The 19,406-nt window shown below is 62.4% G+C and carries 16 protein-coding genes; 10 read left to right on the top strand and 6 right to left on the bottom strand.

Going from position 1 to position 19,406, the window contains the following annotated elements; genetic code table 11:
• Window positions 1-6: 6 nt before the first annotated feature.
• Genes U0S50_RS03470 through U0S50_RS03460 form a run of 3 tightly spaced genes read right to left on the bottom strand, consistent with a single transcriptional unit; the run spans window position 7 to window position 4,114 of the window.
• Entirely contained in the window at window positions 7-936 is a 930-nt protein-coding gene (locus U0S50_RS03470; protein ID WP_322307377.1) for a GIY-YIG nuclease family protein, read from the bottom strand.
• Entirely contained in the window at window positions 933-2,282 is a 1,350-nt protein-coding gene (locus U0S50_RS03465; protein WP_322307376.1) for a restriction endonuclease subunit S, read from the bottom strand. Before U0S50_RS03465 ends, U0S50_RS03470 begins: the two co-directional genes overlap by 4 nt.
• The gene (locus tag U0S50_RS03460) at window positions 2,279-4,114 is read right to left on the bottom strand and encodes a class I SAM-dependent DNA methyltransferase (protein WP_322307375.1); all 1,836 of its coding nucleotides are present in this window, start codon (window positions 4,112-4,114) and stop codon (window positions 2,279-2,281) included. Before U0S50_RS03460 ends, U0S50_RS03465 begins: the two co-directional genes overlap by 4 nt.
• A 374-nt stretch (window positions 4,115-4,488) precedes the next feature.
• Between U0S50_RS03460 and U0S50_RS03455 the strand changes: the two genes are divergently transcribed.
• Window positions 4,489-4,665, top strand: a complete 177-nt coding sequence (locus U0S50_RS03455; RefSeq protein ID WP_322307374.1) for a hypothetical protein — start codon at window positions 4,489-4,491, stop codon at window positions 4,663-4,665.
• Window positions 4,666-4,675: 10 nt separating this feature from the next.
• On the top strand, window positions 4,676-4,822 hold the full coding sequence (locus U0S50_RS03450) for a hypothetical protein (RefSeq protein WP_322307373.1): 147 nt from the start codon (window positions 4,676-4,678) through the stop codon (window positions 4,820-4,822).
• A gap of 135 nt (window positions 4,823-4,957) precedes the next feature.
• Here U0S50_RS03450 and U0S50_RS03445 read toward each other — a convergent pair whose 3' ends face one another.
• Window positions 4,958-5,197, bottom strand: a complete 240-nt coding sequence (locus tag U0S50_RS03445; protein ID WP_322307372.1) for a hypothetical protein — start codon at window positions 5,195-5,197, stop codon at window positions 4,958-4,960.
• A 298-nt stretch (window positions 5,198-5,495) separates the two neighbouring features.
• On the opposite strand from U0S50_RS03445, the gene U0S50_RS03440 reads away from it, so the two are divergent.
• Window positions 5,496-6,083, top strand: coding sequence for a recombinase family protein (locus tag U0S50_RS03440; protein ID WP_322307371.1), 588 nt, complete (start codon window positions 5,496-5,498; stop codon window positions 6,081-6,083).
• Window positions 6,084-6,248: 165 nt separating this feature from the next.
• Window positions 6,249-6,956, top strand: a complete 708-nt coding sequence (locus U0S50_RS03435) for a hypothetical protein (RefSeq protein ID WP_322307370.1) — start codon at window positions 6,249-6,251, stop codon at window positions 6,954-6,956.
• A gap of 18 nt (window positions 6,957-6,974) precedes the next feature.
• On the opposite strand, the gene U0S50_RS03430 is transcribed toward U0S50_RS03435, so the two are convergent.
• Together U0S50_RS03430 and U0S50_RS03425 are read right to left on the bottom strand one after the other, a co-directional pair.
• Window positions 6,975-7,625 (bottom strand): GIY-YIG nuclease family protein, encoded by a 651-nt coding sequence (locus U0S50_RS03430; RefSeq protein ID WP_322307369.1) that lies wholly within the window; start codon window positions 7,623-7,625, stop codon window positions 6,975-6,977.
• A gap of 437 nt (window positions 7,626-8,062) precedes the next feature.
• Window positions 8,063-9,043: a serine hydrolase domain-containing protein gene (locus U0S50_RS03425; protein ID WP_322307368.1), complete on the bottom strand. Its 981-nt coding sequence runs from the start codon at window positions 9,041-9,043 to the stop codon at window positions 8,063-8,065.
• 270 nt (window positions 9,044-9,313) lie between these two features.
• On the opposite strand from U0S50_RS03425, the gene U0S50_RS03420 reads away from it, so the two are divergent.
• From U0S50_RS03420 to U0S50_RS03395, 6 genes are all read left to right on the top strand, one after another.
• Window positions 9,314-9,781 (top strand): hypothetical protein, encoded by a 468-nt coding sequence (locus U0S50_RS03420; protein ID WP_322307367.1) that lies wholly within the window; start codon window positions 9,314-9,316, stop codon window positions 9,779-9,781.
• A 28-nt stretch (window positions 9,782-9,809) separates the two neighbouring features.
• Window positions 9,810-11,894, top strand: a complete 2,085-nt coding sequence (locus U0S50_RS03415; protein ID WP_322307366.1) for a hypothetical protein — start codon at window positions 9,810-9,812, stop codon at window positions 11,892-11,894.
• 168 nt (window positions 11,895-12,062) lie between these two features.
• Window positions 12,063-15,266, top strand: a complete 3,204-nt coding sequence (locus tag U0S50_RS03410; RefSeq protein WP_322307365.1) for an autotransporter outer membrane beta-barrel domain-containing protein — start codon at window positions 12,063-12,065, stop codon at window positions 15,264-15,266.
• Between the two features lie 234 nt (window positions 15,267-15,500).
• A complete protein-coding gene (locus U0S50_RS03405) occupies window positions 15,501-16,022 on the top strand; it encodes a sigma-70 family RNA polymerase sigma factor (RefSeq protein WP_322307364.1) in 522 nt (173 codons plus the stop codon).
• Window positions 16,012-16,944 carry a FecR family protein gene (locus U0S50_RS03400; RefSeq protein ID WP_322307363.1) on the top strand — a complete coding sequence of 311 codons (933 nt, stop codon included), beginning with the start codon at window positions 16,012-16,014 and terminating at the stop codon, window positions 16,942-16,944. The genes U0S50_RS03405 and U0S50_RS03400 overlap by 11 nt, the downstream gene beginning before the upstream one ends.
• The gene (locus tag U0S50_RS03395) at window positions 16,926-19,376 is read left to right on the top strand and encodes a TonB-dependent receptor (protein ID WP_322307362.1); all 2,451 of its coding nucleotides are present in this window, start codon (window positions 16,926-16,928) and stop codon (window positions 19,374-19,376) included. Before U0S50_RS03400 ends, U0S50_RS03395 begins: the two co-directional genes overlap by 19 nt.
• Window positions 19,377-19,406: the final 30 nt, after the last annotated feature.

Here is a 19,406-nt window from a genome sequence, read left to right as displayed (position 1 = left end):
CGCCCCTCACTGTCCCGCAACCGTGCCAAGCTTTCGCGCTTCCCAGTCACGGTAAGTCAGTCCGCCGTTCTCGGTGCGCCATTCTACTTGGCCATTTGAGGGGCGCCCGTTCACCGTCGCTGCGGCTGCACTCGGGCTCTTGAATACATAATCTTCGGTAAAGATGCTGTACCCGCTGTCGATCTTCAGCGTTCCTGCGCGAACCAGCTCAGCATGCAGCTGGGCGTAATTATGACCGACTGGCCCGACCCATGCCTCCCGTGCGCGCGACCCAGCCTCAACGATGAACTCACCATCGCTCAGCCGTGCGGTGGCGCGCAGGCCGTGCTTCTTCGTTTCAAGAATGAACCCCTGCGCGTCCTCTACCCGCGATGACCCATCCGGTGGCGATAGTGCCTGCGATGGCGAAGAAGGCTTAGCAGGCGGCCGCGTCCGTCGAATGAACATATCGACCCGGACGGCTGGCAGAACGATGAGGAGATTCTCAAGGAAGGCCTCCATCTTCGCTATGTCTGCTTCGCTCAAGATGGCGGGAACAGGGTTGGTGCCATTGTCGAGTGGCACCCGGCCGATGGCGCGCGCCTCGGCAATCAACCGCGCCTCCAGATAACGAACATGGGCTTTGTTGAGCTTGTTGGCGGCGGCGGTAATGAGCACGGCACTCGTCCACCATTCCTTGCTGACGTCGTGACTCTTTATGCGCGATGAGATGTCCTCGCCTTCGCCGACATAAGCTCGTGGCTCGCCTTCCTGTTCGCCGATCAGCAGATAAACCCCCGCGTAACTGGCCTCGGTTCGGACCAGCGCGTCGGCGATCTGTGTGCGGGGAGCCATCAGGACATGGCCCGTCCAATTGAACAGTTCCGCCGTTAGCATCCCGTCTGGGCGCCCATCGATGTAGTAGAGCTCTAGAGAGCGCCCCAAGGTGCCCGTCATGCCGCCTCCGCGCGTTTGATCACTAGGCCGCGAACGTCAGCCTTGCCCGTAACCGCCGCAGAAATTAGAGCTGCTCTGCGCTCTTGAAGCAGCGCAATCGCGGTATCGGCTTGAATTGCAAGTGCGTCAAAACGCTGAATGTCCTTCTGTACTGAATCTACGATTTGGCGTTGCTCGCAAAGCGGCGGCACCGGGATCACAATATCCTTGAACTCTTCCCAATATAGGCGGAGCCGAAAGTCGGCGACGCCAACAGATCGTCGACGCATTTCTTCGACAAGCATCGGCGTCCGCAACAGCCATTCAACGAACTGAGTGTCCTGCTCGCCGATAGGGCGCGCCACCACATAGGCGGGGCTTACGCAACCGTCCGCCTTGACAGTCCCGAAACCGCCCTGCCAAGCCCTCATCATGTTATAGACAAGGTCATTTGGCCTGACTGCCTTGTATTTTGAACGATCCTCGCTCCTCACGACCTTTCGTTCCATTTCATCGTCGGGAATCTCATCGTCTGAGACCCCGTGATGTATCGACACGCTGAGGATGGGCAGCTCTTGTGTACCTGCTTCCGCTACCTGACGAAAAAGTAGCGCAATCCTTCGCATCTCCCAATGCGCCGGAACGTCACCCAGCCATTCCACGCCGGAATCCTTCATGGGCACCGCCGGGTCGAGCCCTTTGGCCACGGCGTAGGAAATGACGGCCTGCCGCTTCTCCTTGAGCAACTCGATGAGTCGCCGCTGTTCCTCCACCAAGGCATCGATCTTGGCCGTCTCGCGGTCGAGGAAGGCGGCGATGGCGATTTGTTCGGGGAGTGGCGGAAGTGGCGTTTCGAGCAGACCAAGCATCGTCCCGTTTAGGTTAGCCAAGCCCGTTGTTGAGTTCGACAGCAAATCCAGCTGCTTACGAGCAACCTGACTGTTGAGAAGATACCATGCCAAGCGAGGCAAAACCCGCGCTGACGGCCTCAGCCTTTGCATGAAGTTTGAATAACAAGCACCCAGATCAGCGACCTCAGCGTCAACAAGAGTGGTCTTGCCTATGTGCAGCGCGCTTCCACTTGATTTTGTTACGAGAAGGTCGCCCGCACGCAACAACGCCTTATTACGGTCAGTGGCAGATAGTTTCCGCGCTGCTGGGTCGTCGATCTGCCATTGCCCATCTACCGTTTGCTCGGTCGACCGAAGTACCAGCGTATCATCTTCACCGTCAGGATCGTCGCCCCAAACGCCGCCGTCATTGCCGACAAGCAGCCACTTGAGCGGCAATATTGTCCAATGACTTGGGAACGAGCCGAACCATTCGACCCCGCTGTCCCGATAGCTCGGATAGGCCGGAAAACTCACGCCGCCAGTTCCTCAATCATCGCCATGATCCGATCAGTCGCCTGTTTCAGGTCCGCGTCGATCTCCTCCAGCGGCCGGGGGGGCTCGAAGACGTAGAACTGGCGGCTAAAGGGAATCTCGTAGCCGACCTTCGTCTTGCTCTCGTCGATCCAAGCGTCCTCGGCATGGGGCAGGACTTCGCGGGCGAAGTAGGCGTCCACACCCTCGTCCAACGGGACATTCTCGGTATCGCGCAGGGCGCTGTCGGGCTGCGGCTTGCCCTTGGCCTTGCCGCGTTGGGCCAGCACCAGCTTACCATTCTCGTCGCGCTGAGGGCGCTCGACGGTAATCGTGCGGTATCCGAAGGCGCTGTTGGCGAACAGCCGCGCCAGCGGCGCGAGCTTTACCTTCCCGCCCTCCGGAGCCTCGGGGGCCTTTTCGCCTGCCCACACGATCTCGCGCGCGACTTCCTTGCCATCGGCATCAATCACGGCGGCGATCTCGGCCTCCTCGGCGCGGCCGAACAACTGGGTGATCTGCCCGATATGTTCGGCGCTCAGTTCCTTGCGCTTCGATCCGAGCGATTTCCGCATCTTCTGCCAGAAGCCCGAGCCGTCGATCATCTGCACCTGCCCCTTGCGGTTGGCGGGCTTCCGGTTCGACACGATCCAGACATAGGTCGCGATGCCGGTGTTGTAGAACATGTCTGTCGGCAGTGCGATGATCGCCTCGACCAGATCATTCTCCAGCATGTACCGCCTGATCTCACTTTCGCCGCTTCCTGCCCCGCCGGTGAACAGCGGGGAACCGTTGAGCACGATGCCGAACCGGCAGCCGCCTTCGGCTGCAGGCCGCATCTTCGAAAGCATGTGCATGAGGAACAGAAGCGACCCATCGGACACACGAGGCAGGCCGGGGCCGAAGCGGCCGTTGAAGCCCTGCTGCTCATGTTCGCGACGGACCTCCTTCTCGACCTTCTTCCATTCAACCCCGAAGGGCGGGTTCGCGAGCATATAGTCGAAGGTAGCACCAGCGTGGCCGTCGTCCGAGAGGGTGTTGCCGAACGCGATATTCGTCACGTCCTGCCCCTTGATCAGCATGTCCGCCTTGCAGATCGCGTAGGATTCCGGATTCAGTTCCTGCCCCGACATCGTCAGTCGCGCGGCGGGGTTGAGGTCGGCAAGATGCTCTTCTGCAACCGACAGCATCCCTCCGGTGCCCGCAGTCGGATCGTAGATCGTCCGCACTACGCCCGGCTTGGACAGCACATCGTCGTCCTCGACGAACAGCAGATTGACCATGAGCGAGATGACCTCGCGGGGCGTGAAATGGTCCCCGGCGGTTTCGTTCGAGGCTTCGGCGAACTTGCGGATCAGCTCCTCGAAAACGAGACCCATCTGGCTGTTCGGAACCTTGTCCGGATGCAGGTCGATCCCAGCGAACTTCTCGGTGACAAGGAATAGCAGCTTCGCGCGCGCGAGCTTGTCGATCTGGTTGTGGAACTCGAACTTCTCGAAGATGTCGCGCACCTCGGCGGAGAAGCCCTGAAGATAAGCCGTCAGGTTCGACGCGATGTTGTCGGGATCGCCGAGCAGTTTTTGCAGGTCCATCGTCGAGGTGTTGAAGAAGCTCGCGCCCGACTTGCGGCGCAGGAAAGGCTCGGGGTTGAGGCCCGCCTTCTCGCGCTGCTCCATTTCGGCGAGCACCTCGGCCTTCGTGGGCGCCAGCACACAATCGAGCCGCCGCAACACCGTGAACGGCAGGATGACCGAGCCATAATCGGCGGGCTTGTAATCACCTCGCAGCAGATCAGCGACCGACCAGATAAATGCTGAAAGCGCTTGATGATTCACGAACCGATTCCCCCTTCACCCGACTACTAGTCGGCAGCGGCCGGGCGCGGCAAGTTTTGCTTTGATCCGTTCGCCGGAAGCGGTGGTTTCCTGAGCCACCGTTACGGCGGTTTCTGGACTCGTGGAGCGGCGACAGCATGCGCCGGCTACTACCCCAGTGATACGGCCGGAAACGGCTCTGGCGGGCCTGAGAATGGCAAATAGTCAGGACTATTTACTCAGGACTATGGGACAAAGAAACCTGCCCTCAGGGGTCGATTGATTGTCCGTCGAGCGGGCTCCGCTCGGCATCATCCCATGAACCGAAACCATGCCTGCAAGGCCCCGCCCGATGACCGAGAGGGACACCTTCGCGCGCCAGTAGGAATACTCAAATGACATCGACTTCCCGCGCCTCGCTCCGCAGCGCGATCAACGCCCATTGCAAGGCGTGCATCTACGACCCGTTCGCCAAGGGCTGGGGATCGTGGCGCGAACAGGTGGCGGCGTGCTGCAGTTCGAACTGCCTGTTCCACCCCGTGCGGCCGGTACCGCGCGAGCGGACGAAGTAGGACGACGGCAATGCTCCATCTGATCGGCCTGATCGCGCCGCAACTCCCCTTTGCGTTTGCCGTGCTTACCCTTAACAGTCGCTTTCTCGGCACAGCTGTGACGTTCCTGGCCTACGGCGGGCTGAGGGGGCCGCCACAAAATCTCAAAAATATCTGAGGCGGGATAGCGTAAGCGGTCGTTCCGGCATTCCCCCCGTGCCGGGGCGTGTATGGGGCGGCCGCTGGCGCTCGAGAGTTCGCGTCGTCCCATGTTCACTCGGTGCCAACCATCGGCCGACACCGGGGCACCGATCTACCGCAGACCCCACACGCCTTTGCCCTTGCCGTGAACGCTGTAGAAGTAATCGGGCCGAGCGCCATTCCAAAGAGCGGATGCGGACGAATGACGCTGGATTTCCTTCCGGATTCCGGCCTGCCTCCAAGACGGAACGGGTATCGAAAATTGACGAGCAATCTCGTCATAGATGGCTTGAAGCGTGGCTTCGCCTCCGAGTGAAGCAAGAACCGAGCGAATCTTGTCGACCATGCGCATCGCGTTTCTCCTGTGCGTGACATGAGTAGCTTCCGCTACGCCGGGCTGGACTCGCCACTATTTCTTCTCGTGGACTCGTTCGGGCAACTGACTCAGATATGGACAAGAGGCGAGCCCCTCCGTCCGGGCTCTCTCGGCGTTCAAGAGCCGGCGATCGATCAGGATGCAGGCGCCGGATAGCTGGATCGAAAAGGAACGGTTTCGAGTCATCCGCCGCTTCTGTATCGGAAACTAGGTTGACAGGCATTTCAATACACTTCTATATACGAGCCATGTTTTCGATACAGGAGCTTCAAGCATGGCCCGTACGTTCGCCTATTGCCGCGTCAGCACTGCTGACCAGACACCCGACAACCAAGTCCGCGAGCTGGAGGCGGCTGGCTTCTCCTTAGACCCCAAGCGCGTTGTCGCGGAGACGGTGTCGGGGTCGATCCCGGCAATGGAGCGGGATGGCTTCTCGCGGCTGATAGATCGACTTGAGGATGGCGATGTCCTCGTGGTGACGAAGATCGACCGGCTAGGCCGCAATGCGATGGACGTCCGCGCCACCGTTGACAGGCTGTCGGCGGATGGTGTCCGCGTCCATTGCCTCGCCCTAGGCGGGGTAGACCTCACGAGCGCAGCGGGCCGTATGGTCATGACGGTGATATGCGCGATGGCGGAGTTTGAGCGCGACCTACTCGTCGAGCGGACCCAAGCGGGCCTCTCCCGCGCCAAGGCCGAAGGGAGAGCCCTAGGACGACCCCGCTCCCTTACCGACCAGCAGGAGGCCGAGGTACGCGCTAAGCGGGCCGAAGGGGCGTCACTGGGCACCCTCGCAAAAGCCTACGGTGTCAGCCGCGCGGCGATCCAGCGGGTGGAGAAAAGAGAGCTCGCGGGAGCTTGAAGGATTGGCGCAAGGCTGGCGGAGCGCGGATCAGGGCGACTGCGGACCACTTTGGGTTGTCGCTAGCAACAGTAGCGGATACTGCGCGATCTGATTTCGAAGTGCCGATAGGGTTTTCCTCGCCCGTCCGGCGCCCTGCTTTTTTCTTTAAGCAACGAGGCACAGATGAATGGATTTGAAAAGCGCGAGCGGGCGCGAGTTTTGGCGCGCGAACAGAAGCGCGCCGAATGGAATAGCGCGAGAGAGGCCTTCCGGGATACATTGGAGCGCGACGGCACCGTGTTGACGCCCATTCTGCATACTGTGAATATTCCCGTCGCGAGCGGATGCATGCAGTTGTTTACGTGGTGGCAGCGCGAGAGCTTGGCAGAACGCGAGGCGCTCGTCCGCAAGGGGTATCAGGAAGAGTGGGTGCCCTCGACCTTGCTCCACGGCAACCGCAGCGCGGAACCGGGTGAAGCTCATACCGCCAGCATGTTCCTCAAGGCTGATGAAGTCGGACCTCACGTTTTGGATGCGGCTATGATCCTCGCGGCGCTTCGGGCAACCGAACGAGATCGCTCGCTCCGGTCGCATTCATCAATTCAAGAATACCGGCAAGAGCTCCTCGTCGAAACGGATCATGTCCTCTCCGAGCAAGGAATATCGACCTACACCCTTTCTTCGGTATGGTTCTTGCCCGTGGTTCTGCGCTTTGATGAAGAAGTCGATACCCCCGAGCAGTTCATTCATTCGCTCGCTGCGACCTTCGGTCAGTTTCTGCGGACATGGTGCCCCGTCGTTGTCACCCTGTCTGACGGCGTTTCAGAGCCGTACGTCGTGCCGGAACTCAAAGCGCGCCGAGCCTTGGGCGATGATGGCCGTTCGGGCTAGCGCGATCCGCCGTGGCGCTTACGGGCGAAACAGCTGAATGTGCAATCGATCGGATCGAAAGCCGCCTTCTATGTAGCCTGCGAGCCAAGACCCAGAAACCTGACCGCTCTGCGTATATGCGGACCTGTTCGAGCTGAAATCGAGAGCGGCAAGAAGTTGGATCAGTTCACTGCCGGTGATCCCCGGGTTCGCTTCAAGCACGGTGAATATCTTGCCGAATACGCTAGTGCGAGAGGCAGGCTCAACAGGTCCGGCCATCAGCCTTGTCGAGCGCAGTTTGAACTTGGCTGGGATTGATGCCACGTCACCAGAGGCAGCGTGCTCCGTCGCGTACTTGCGTAGCTCTACTCCGCTCATCTTCACTGACCGAGCATAGGACTGAGCATTCGTAAGCGGCCCCGTTCCGTCGGCCAACCGCCCAATGGCGTTGATCAGCTCTTCTTCCCGATCCCATGGCTCCGCCGTGTGGAGGCTATCAATCGTCCGGATCACCTCCTCGTCCCGCGCCCAGATGGACCTTATCGTATCTAGCTTGGCGTTTGATATCCCGAGGTCGCGAGCTTCCTCTTCATGCGCGAACAACCTCGCACCTTGGCCGATGCCCACATAAAACGGAGTACCCAATGCGCCGAAGGCTTCGACGCCATCAGGCACCCGGAGCAGGTACACATAGTGCGACCCCCTACCTGCGGTGGCGACGTACTCTAGGAGGTGGGCGCGATCCCTAATCATGGTGATCAGCCATCACATTACCCCCTGCCCCATTCCAAACTTGCCCTCGCAACCCGCTATCAAGCCCGGATTCGATTGCGCGCAGCGCGCGCCAAAGCCCTGCGGCGAAGATAGCAGCACACGTTGCGGCGTCCAAACTATGAAAAAAACATGCTGCCGATTGAGGCAGGTACGGAGATGTGGTACGGAGCGAGCGTTGACTGGGTCAGAAGAGTCAAGAAAATCAATTGGATAGGATTTGGGCGTGACACTCCCACCCTGTCCGCCAAATCCAGTCGACCGGCCTACGCGATGCCATTTCTTGCCGGGATGGCCCCGCCCGCGGTCACATGCGGCGAAACGCCCACGCAGCGACTACATGGCCACGCGGACACTCAGGGACGGTCGACGAATTTTCCTCCGATGCTGTCAAGGTCGCGGTGGGTTCCGGACAACAGCACGGCTCCGCGCATACGGTCATGCGCCACCGAAAGATGGGCTTGAGAACCCCAGGTCCCGCCGTTGTGAAAGGCGACACGACCGCGTTCATTATCGGCAACCAACCAGCAACAACCGATGTCGATGTCCCCAAACTTCTGAACGGGCGTCTGCGCACGGCGGATTCCGGCCACAACGGCCTCAGGGCCATCGCCCAATGCCGCGCGCAGAAAACGGATGAGATCATCGACGGTCGAAGCCAACATGCCGGCGGCGGGCATGTGGTCGCGCAAATAAGGGACTTTCCGACCTTTGCGATTCACGCCGACGGTGACCACGTCCGGCTCCTCACCGGGCCTGTCGAAGCCGGTGCGATGCATGCCGAGCGGGATGAGCAACCGTTCGGCCAGCAAACGATCGAAAGCCGTCCCGCCCGCGGCGGCGAGCGCGTCTCCGAGCAGCCCGATGCCCATGCTCGAGTATCGGGCACGCCGACCGGCGCGCGCCTTGCGCGCAGCGACCGCCAGCATGGACCGATAGTTGTCCGCATCGACACCGCGCCAAGGGTCCTTGACCGACCATCCCAGCGCCACCACGGCTTCGCGCCACCACAAGGCGCCAGCCGTATTCGGCAATCCTGACTGGTGCGTGGCCAGTTCCATCAGCGTGGGAGCACGGTCGGCCCATGCCAGCCGGCAGCCGGTTACGTCGTCGACCGGCGCTTCGGGGTCGACGTCGCCGGCCTCGACCATCATTGCGAAAAGCGTTCCGGTGAACAATTTCGTCACCGAACCGATCTCGAAGCGCGCATCGAGGGCCGCGTGGGGCATCGCCGTCTTTTCGGATGCGCCGTTCGCCCAAAAACCCGCAGCAAGCGGCGCATCCGATCCGGAGGCCAACCGGGCAATCTGATCACCGACGGTCATATCGTCAGGCATGTCGTTCCACCGCTCCAACAAGTTTTGCAGGCGTGCACCCATTGCGATACATGATCTTAACCGACTAGTTTTGCTAGCTTTTATCCCTTCCCCTTTCTCGCTTGCCTGACGCAGGCTCGGGCGGCGGAACCACGCATACCCTCAATGGGGTATGACATTCCTTCCCCCTGATTCGTAAAGGCCGTCCATCGAACGCCGAAGTTTTCGGCGTCATTCCTTAGGCTTGGGCGGTTCAGCGATCGGCCGGGAACCGGCAGTGGGAGCAGCAAGATGGCAAGAGTTTTGGGAGCGGTCGCGGTGATCGTCATTCTCGGCGGATGCGGGAATAGCGACCAGGCGCCTGGCGCAACCGAAACGGCAGCGACGGGAATCGCGGAAACGGTCAAGAGCGCGGCAGCGGAGCGGCCCATTCCTCGGGACAATCTGCCCGATTTCGTCGAAACCTATGCCGGTGGGCGCTATGCGACCGCGACTTTCGGCGACAACAGCCTGCGCCGGTCCGGAATGCTCCTGTACTCGGCAGGCGCTTCTCCAGCGGATGTTGCGGCCTTTCATGAACAGTCGATGCGGAAGTTCGGTTTCGATCCGGGCCCGCCGCAAACATCGGTTGTCCGCGACAACAAGGAGACACTGATCGAGGGCAAGCACGCCGACGGCCGCAGCCTGTCGGTCGTCGTGATCGAACAATCGCCGAGCGAGGCGATGGTGAAGCTGAACTTCATCGTTCCGCATAGCTGATCGCGCACGACGGATCGGGGACGTTTCGATGACAAGACATGCGCAGCGCCTGGCCGGAGCGGTGGCGATCCTGGCGAGCCTGGGTTCGCCCCCTATGGCATATGCCGCCGATTGCGTCGAAGCCTATACGCAAGGCGCCAGCACAGACGTGCAAAAACCGATGCGTTTCGAAAGTGACCGGTGGCAGGTCGATTGCGCGCTGACGCCCGTGTTCGAATCGCCGGTTCCGGACTGTACCGGAAAACAGGTTGAAATCCGGAATCTGCTGGCCACGCTCGACGGTGCCCGCGACTGGTTCGAGGCACGCGCCTACAGCCCTTTGCGGCTCGACAAGAGCGACGACCGCAGCCGCTATGTCGCCCTCGTGAGCCGGCTGGATGCGCATCCGGAGCTTCGCAACAATCCCGGATATTACAGCGTCTTTTCCGAAGCCGTCGCATTTTCGGCGCCTGACGTATTCTGCGCGACAGGTGATCCATTTTATCGGGACGGCCTTGTCAATATCGTGGGACATGAATTGTTCCATGCCTATTTCGCGCAGACATTGATCGGAAAAATGACGAACAGTTCGTTTGTCGATGGACAAGCCAGGCTTTGGGTCGGGGAAGGCATCGCCGAAGCGGCCGGGGTCGAATTCGCGCACTTCAAGACCGGTCGCCTGCGCTTTCCCCGCGGCGCGTCCTACCATCTGCCTCTCGGCGACGTGACCGCCGGCGGTTATGATCGCGGGCATTTCTGGTACTGGATGTTCCGGACGCTGGGGCCCGACGCGCCCGAGCCATTTGTCATCAAGCTTCTCGGTCGCCCGGACGACTTCACCTTGACCGCCATGGACCCCGGGATCAGCTGGCTCGATCAATATCTGCGCAAGCAGGGAAGCACGCTGCGCGATATCTATGGCCAGATCGTGGGACATCGCGCGACCCAGCCGGGCTATTATGGCCCCGATGGCGCGCTACCGAAGCTGAAGGTACGGGCTCCCACCCGTTCCCCAGGACTGTTCGGCAGCGCACAGACGATTGCGCCGCTCGCCGCCACGGGGCTTTACGCCGTTCTGGATGCGAGCCTGATGGCGCCGCCCACCGATGGCGCCCATCCCGGCAGCCGCCTGATCGACTTCGCGCTCGATATCGACCGCCGCAGCGCCCCCAAGCACGTCGGCCTGGCCGTCGAAAGCGATTGGCTCGACAAGGACATCTTTCGCCGTACCTTTCTGCCAAAGGGCGCAGAGGTGACATTGTTCGCGCGCGCAACGAACGTCGCCGATACCAGTCCCGCGCAAACCGAGCCGGCCCAAGCCCGCTTCGTGGCGAATGCCCGGGAAATCAGCCTTACCGGCCCGCGCTGCGTGGCGAAGGGCGGGACCGGGCAGATCCGGCTGGCCTTTACCGACGGCGAAGGCGGAGAACTGCCGCCGCTGAAACTGCGTGCCCAGCGAGGCTCGATCGATGGCCTGACCTTCACCGCGCCCGGCACCCCCGGAAAGGTGAGGCTGGAAGTGCAGGCCTATGTCAGTGCCGACAAACAGGCGTGGGCGGCATTCGACGAAATCGAGGTCCGCAATACGATTTGCGGCATAACGATGATCGTCAGCGACAGCGGCGGAAGGGCCCGGGTCGTTTATGACGCGACTGCCGATGCCATGCGCATGGAAAGCAGCGAGGAGCCATCGCCGGGCTTTGCCGATGCGAACGGCGTGGTCGGCTTCGATCACGAAAACGGCCGCTGGCGGCGGCTTCCCTGGGCCGTATATGGCTCATCGCCCGGCCTGCCCGCGTCGGTTGGGGCCGAACTTGCCGGACTGGGGATGGTGCCCGGTGCGGGTGCGGCGCACCGGATGCCGCTTACCGTTGTCGAAACACTCACCAACATACGCAGCCAGGGCCGAAAGGCCGGTTTTGTGACAGGACCGGTCAAAAGTCCCTGCCCGGCTAGTGCCGGCACCTGTGATCGCTACGTCCTTGGCGTCGCGGGTGAAGGTGGCACATCTCTCTATTTCGATACGCACGATCGGCTGGTCGCGCTGGGAGAGCCCGGAAACGATGGCTTTACCCGGTTCCTTTACACCGACGAAAGGGTTGTCGTCCCGCTTTCGGCCCCTCTCTTGCGATAGGCCGAAGCCGCGCCGTCACGATACCTCGGCCGCATCCTTGCAGCACTGCGGCGGGTATCGACACGAAAATGCGCACGCCACCCAATTATTTTCAAGGTTCCTGTTGATCCGCTCCGTCTCGTGATTGTCCCGGGAGGACAAACCGATCGCGATCACAAGAGGAACTCGATGCGCAAGACCCTGCTGGCCTCCACCTGCCTGGCCACCTTTTTCGCCACCCCGCTTCACGCCGAAACGACGATCGGCAATGCCGTCACGACGCCGGTACGCACGTCGACCGTCAAGTCGGGGGCGCCTGACGATGTAAAGATCAGCTCTGCCGGCTCGGTGAAACCGACCAGCGGCACGGCCGTCACCATCGACAGCAACCACAAGGTTGTTCACGAAGGCAATATCGAGATGACCAACGTCGACGGCGCGCGCGGGATCGTCGCGAATGCGGGCGTCACCAGCGGCATCACCATCGGCGCGTCGGGCAAGATCACCCTCGACGAAAGCTACGCACCGACCGATATCGACAAGGATGGCGACATCGACGGCCCCTTTGCCGTCGGGACGAACCGTGTCGGGGTCCAGACATTGGGCGCCTTTACGGGCAACATCACCAACAGCGGCACGATCGCGATCGAGGGTAATGATTCGGCGGGTATTCGCCTTGGCGGCCCCCTCACTGGCAACTTCACGAACGACGGCAAGATCACCGTACTGGGTGATCGCGCCCTGGGCGTTGGATTGCAGGATGTCACCGGTAACGTCCGGTTGGCCGGCACGATCTCTGCTGTCGGGCAGGATGCGGTCGCCGCGCGGCTGGCGGGCAATATCACTGGCGCGCTGGTTGTTCAGGGCGCGCTGACTGCGACCGGTTACCGCTCCACCACCCCGCCCGCCGATCCCAGCAAGCTTGATGCCGACGATCTGCTCATCGGCGGCCCTGCGCTCTCGATCGAAGGCGATGTGTCGGGCGGGATCGTGCTCGCCGTTCCGCCCAAGGACACCAAGCCTGACGACAAGGACGAAGACAAGGACGGTATCGAGGACAGCAAGGAAGGTTCGGCGGTTGTCCGCTCCTATGGCTCGGCTCCCGCAATGCGCATCGGCGCGGCTGGCCGTGACGTCGCGATTGGCGCGGTTGCCGGCACGGGCACGGGTCTGGGCCTGATCATCGACGGCTCTGTTATCGGCGAGGGTCTTTACGCCGGAAAGGCCGGCACCGGGCTACAGATCGGCGGCATGGGCGGAAATGTCACCATCGCCGGCGGCATGGGGATCAGCGGTACCGTTGGCGCGTCATCGAAGGATGTCGCCGCAACGGCGATCCGTATCGGGGCTGGCGCAACGGTTCCCGAAATTCGCAATTCGGGGAAGGTCGAGGCCGTAACCGCCGGAAAGGTCGCTTCGTCGGTTGCCTCCGCAATCGTCATCGAAGCCGGCGGCAACGTCGACGTCATCCGCAACAGCGGCACCATTTCCGCCAAGACCGGTGGCGATGACGGCACCGCGCGGGCGATCGTCGACCTGTCGGGCAATGTCGACACGGTGGAAAACAGCGGCATCATCAACGCAAGCGGCGCGCTCGCTTCTTCGACCCGCAACGTCGCGATCGACCTGTCGGCGAATGGCGGCGGCGCCACGGTCAAGCAGACCGCCGTGGCTTCGGGCGTGACCGCGCCCAGCATCACCGGCGACGTCCGCTTCGGCGGCGGCAACGATGTGTTTGATATCGCGGACGGTTCGGTGAAAGGGACCAGCTACTTCGGCGCGGGCAACAACCGCCTCGCGCTGTCGGGCGACGCCACCTATGACGGCAAGGCGCTGTTCGGCGCGGGCAATGACACGATGAGCTTGGCCGGAACGTCCAAGTTCAGCGGCACCGCCGACTTCGGCGGCGGCAGCGATGCGCTCTCGATCGGCGGCAGCGCCGTTTTCTCTGGCTCGCTTGCCAACGCACAGGGGCTGGCAGTGTCAGTTGCCGGCGGTACGTTCGACGTCGCGGGCGCCGCACGGATCAACTCGCTTGCCGTCACGGACAAGGGCGTTTTGGGCGTAACGCTGGGCGGAACCGGCGGAACGGCGTTGACCGTTGACGGCGCCGCCAGCTTCGCCGCCGAAAGCAAGCTGCTCCTCAAGCTCAAGAGCATCGACGAAGCCGAAGGTCGGCATGTCGTGTTGACTGCCGGGACGTTGACCGGTGCGGACAAGTTGACGGCATCGTCGACGCTGCTTCCCTTCCTGTACAAGGGTACATTGTCGTCGAACGCGACCCAGTTGATCGTCGATGTTTCGCGCAAGAGCGTCGGCGAAATGGGCCTCAACCGTTCGGAAGCGAGCGCCTTCGACGCCGTGGTCGATGCCTTGGCCTTGAATACCAAGGTCGAAGGTGTGTTCCTGGGCATCACCGACGGTGCAAAATTCCGCCAGCAGCTTGGCCAGATGCTCCCCGACCACGAGGGCGGCGTGTTCGAAACCCTGACGTCCGGTTCGCGTGCGCTGACCCGCTATCTGCTCGATCCCAACGCGCCCTACCGCGACGAAGGCAAATGGGGATATTGGGTGAACCAGGCGATCTGGGGCACGTCCAAGGCCATCGGCAACACTGCGGGCTATGACGTCAGCGGCTGGGGCCTGTCGATGGGCGCCGAGATCAAGACCGACATCGGCGATTTCGGTGGATCGGTCGGCTATCTCAGCGGCAAGAACGGCAACGCCGCCAACGCCAATGAGGTCCGCTCGAACCAGTGGGAAGGCGCCCTGCATTGGCGACTGCGCAGCGATGGTGTCCTTGCACACGCTCGCGTCAGCGGCGCGCCGGTAAAGCTGAAGGGGACCCGCCTGTTCACCGCCGAAGCCGGCGCGGAGGACATTGAGGAAACGATGCGCGGCAAATGGGATGCGACACTCTATTCAGCCTCGGGTTCGGTCGCTTACGATACCGATCTTGGTGGTTTCACCCTGCGTCCCACCGTTGCGGTCGACTATTACAAGCTCAAGGAAGACGGCTATGCCGAAACCGGCGGCAATGACGCCCTCCGTCTGACCGTTCGCGATCGCAGCAGCGACGAACTGGCGGTCAGCGGGACGGTCGCACTCGGCTTCGAATTTGGCGGCGCCGACCCGTATGACGGTTGGACGCGCTTCGAAATCGAAGGCGGCCGCCGCCAGATCGTCAGCGGTACGCTGGGATCGACCGTCGCTTCGTTCAAGGATGGCGATCCCTTCACTCTGGTTCCCGAGAATCGCACGAGCGGCTGGGTCGGCCGTCTTCGCGGTGTCGCCGGAAATTCGGCCTTCCAGGTCGGAGGCGAATTTTCCGCGGAGGAACAGCACAGCCGTATGGCCTGGGCTTTCCGTGCGAGCCTGCGGGTCGGCCTCTAGCCCCCCTTGGCCGGCCCGTTTGCAAGGGGGAAGCACCCTTCCTGTCCTCGCTTCCCCCTTGCCTTGGCCCTGTAAATGAAGAAAGAAATGACCGTACGCCCAGCCCCCATCTTTCCTGCACCATGGTTGCACCCGACAGCGGTGACGCTATATGGTTGCCGCGTCACGGGGGCCAAGGGCGTGCGGGGAGACATTTTCCGGCAACGATCAACGGCGTTCCAAAGCAAGCGATACATGACCGATGCGACCGATCCGAACGACGCCATGCAAGGCATCGAAGGCGTGCTGCTCGCCCACCGCGACCAGATCGTCCGCTTTCTGCGCGTGCGCGGGGCCGGCGATGGTGCGGAAGACCTTTTTCAGGATTTGTGGATGCGTCTGAGCGAACGCCGGGTCGGTCCTGTCGCGGAACCCCTGGCCTATATCATGCGCGCTGCGAACAATCTGATGCTTGACCGCTATCGGGCTGCACGCCAGCGCGAGTTGCGCGATGCTGCCTGGGGGGAGGCAGCGGCGGTCGCTGGGCCCTCGGTCGAACGGTCACTTATTTCTCGCGAAGAATTGGATCGGGTGAACGGCACAATCACCGCCACCGGCGAACGTCCGGCGCACGTCTTTCGCCGTTTTCGTGTCGACGGCGTGGCACAGCGGGAGATCGCGGCCGAACTGGGCGTCAGCCTGAGCACCGTCGAAGCCGACCTGCGCAAGGTTTATGCCGCACTCGCCGCTGTACGGAGGCAGTTCGATGCATCCTGACCCGCAAACAGATATCGAAACCCGGGCCATCGACTGGTTGATCCAGCAGCGTGATCCCGCTTTCGTCGACTGGGATGGCTTTACCGAGTGGCTGGCGGAAAACCCGGACCATGCGGACGTCTATGATCGCCTGGCCAGCCTCGATCAGGATCTCGACGCCCTGCCTCGTCAGCCGCGCGACATTGTCGCCGACGCAAAGCGCCCGCCGCGGCATATGCCGCGGCGCGTCTGGTTCGGCGGCGCCGTCGCCGCCTTGCTTGCGATCGTCACGCTGCCCAATCTGGGGCTGATGAACGGCAATCAGCGGATTGAAACCGCCGCCGGCGAGCATCGGAGCATAAAACTCGCTGATGGGTCGCGGATCGAGATCAACGGCGCCTCGGCCGTCGAACTCGACAAGGAACGTCCGCGCTTTGCCCGGCTGGAATCGGGCGAGGCGATGTTCCACGTCGTTCACCGCGACGAAGCCCCCTTCATCGTCGAGGCGGGCGGCGCCCGGATCGTCGACCTTGGGACGGCCTTTAACGTCGTCCGGCGAAACAAGGCGACATCGGTCGCCGTGTCCGAAGGCATTGTCGTCTATGATTCGGGCCGTGACAAGGTACGGATGACCGCAGGTCAGGGCATGGAAGCGCGCGACGACGACCGTGCCGCGCCCGAAGTGCGGCCGGTCGATATCGCCAATGTCGGCGGGTGGCGAACGGGGCTGCTGGTCTATAACGGCACTCCCCTCTCGGTCGTCGCGGAAGATCTGAAGCGCACGGCCGGGCTGAACTTGTCGGTCTCGCCAGAGGCTGCGGATGTGGCCTTTCGCGGGGCACTGGTTGTCGATAAGGATCGCGGCCGCACCGTCGCCGACCTTGCAACCCTGTCAGGAACCCGGGCCGAACGGCGCGGCGATGGATGGATATTGACCCTCTGAGCGCCCAAACCCGCCTTTCCCTTCTCGCAGCCGCGCTGGCGAGCCTTCCGGTGCAGGCCGTCGCGGCCGAACAGCACAGTTTCGACGTGCCCAAGGGCAGCCTGTCGACCGTCCTTCCCACGATCAGCCGGCAGGGCGGCATCAGCATCAGCGTCGCCGACGCGCAATTGTGGAAAGCGCGGGTGAAGCCGGTTCGCGGCCGCATGAGCGTCGAGGAAGCGATAGCCCGCATGCTGGCGGGTTCAGACGCCCGGGCTGTCCGGATGAGCGCGACAAGTTGGCGGATCGAGCGGCGCCCCGTCACGCGGGTAACCCGGCGAACTCCGCCGCAGCGCCCTCCCCAGCCCCGCGCGCGTGAACCGGCTCCCCATATCGCCGCCGGTCCGCAGGACGAAATCATCGTCACCGCGACCAAGACCGACCTTCCCTATTCCGAATTTGCGGGCGTCGCCACCATGCTGGATGGCGGCGAATTGGCGTTTGGCGGCGAGCGCGGGATGGAATCGATCCTCTCGCGCACCGCGACCATGTCCTCGACCCATCTCGGTTCGGGACGGAACAAGCTGTTCATCAGGGGCATCGCCGATTCCAGCTTCACCGGCCCGACGCAGGCCACCGTGGGACAGTATCTTGGCGACATCCGCCTCAGCTACAACGCCCCCGATCCGGACCTTCGCCTCTATGACATCGACGGGGTGGAGATTCTGGAAGGACCGCAAGGCACGCTTTACGGCGCAGGGGCGCTCGGCGGTATCGTGCGCGTGGTGCCGCGCGCACCCGACCCCCGGGATATGCAGCTTCAGGCGATCGGCGGCGTGTCACTGACCCAGCATGGCCAACCCGGCGGCGATATCGCGGCGATCGCAAATCTGCCCGTCGGCAATAATGGTCATGCCATGCGGCTTGTCGGTTATATGATTTCCGATGGTGGCTATATCGACAACCCGCTGCTTGGACAGAATGACGTCAATCGCGTTCATGTCCGCGGGGGGCGGGGTACCTTCCGCCTCGATGCCGGCAATGATTGGACCGTCGATATCGGCGGCGTGTATCAATCAATCCAGGCCGACGACGCGCAATATTCGGACAAGAATGCACCGCCGCTGATCCGGAATTCGCTGATCGAGCAGGTTGCGCGCTCGCGCTATGCGATGGCGACCTTCGTGGTGACGAAGGATTGGAACGATCTGCGGCTGCAATCGTCCAACGCCTATATCAGCCACCGCCTGTTCGAACGCTTCGACGCCGGACGTCCCGGGGACCCGGCCCGCTCGCTCGATCAGGCCAACGACACCCGGATGTTCGTCAGCGAAACCAGGCTGTCGCGTCCCTATTACGACGGGCTGGGCTGGGTCGCCGGGGTCAGCGTCATCGACAATCGCACCCGTCAGCAAAGGGAAATCGGCAATTCGGTGATGCGCACCGCGCTGACCGGCGTGACCAACCGGATCACCGAAATCACGGGTTTTGCCGAAGCCACGGTGGAGGTCGTTCCCAATTTGGTGGCGTCGGGTGGTATTCGACTGGCCCATGCCCGACTGGGCGGCGATGGCCAGAATATACCGCTGTTCGTATCGCTGTCGCAGCGCGCCGTGACGGCCGAACGCAACGAAACCGATGTGATCCCGTCGGCATCGTTGCTTGCGACGCCGTTCGAGAATGTCCGTGTCTATGCCCGCTATCAGGAAGGGTTCCGCCCCGGCGGCCTCGCAGTGGAGCGTGAGTTTGTTCGCCGGTTCCGCAACGACCGCGTCAACACATGGGAAGCCGGCATCCGGATCGGTGAAAAGGGCCGCACACCGATCGATGCCAATCTCGCGCTATCCTACACCCGCTGGCGCGACATTCAGGCCGATTTCGTCGATGGCGACGGCTTTCCCAGCACCGCGAATATCGGCGATGGCCGGATCACCAGCATTTCGGGAGCCGTCGCAGTGCGCGCTACGCCCGAACTCGCGATCGAAATCGGCGGCGTGTACAACCACAGCCGCGTGTCGGAGCTGTTCACGAGCGAATTGCGCTCGATCGCCTTTGCGGCAGGCGCCAACGAGGCCGACCTGGAACTGCCCGCGCTGCTCGCCCGCCTGGGGAAGATACCGAATGTGGCCGAATATGCCTTTCGCGGTTCGGCGACCTATGCCGTGCCATTGGGCAAGGAAGATTTCCGCCTGAACGGCTGGGCCAGCTATGTCGGCCCGTCGCGGCTGGGGATCGGGCCGATTCTCGGCGAAAGCCAGGGGAATTATGTCGACACCGGTCTTGCCATGCGTATCGGCAACGAACGGCGCGGCCTGTCGCTCACGCTGACCAATATTTTTGACGCGCGCGGCAACCGCTTCGCGCTCGGTACGCCCTTTGTGGAAGGTAGCGCCGGTTATCTGACGCCGTTGCGTCCGCGCACGCTGCGCATCGCCGTCGACGTCGCATATTGATCGCGAACCTCACACAGCTCCCCCGCTCCG

Source organism: Sphingopyxis sp. (assembly GCF_034380315.1).
In the GTDB taxonomy this organism is placed as follows: Bacteria; Pseudomonadota; Alphaproteobacteria; order Sphingomonadales; family Sphingomonadaceae; genus Sphingopyxis.
Note: the sequence above shows the minus strand (reverse complement) of the source record. Positions and strands in the feature narration are given on the sequence as shown.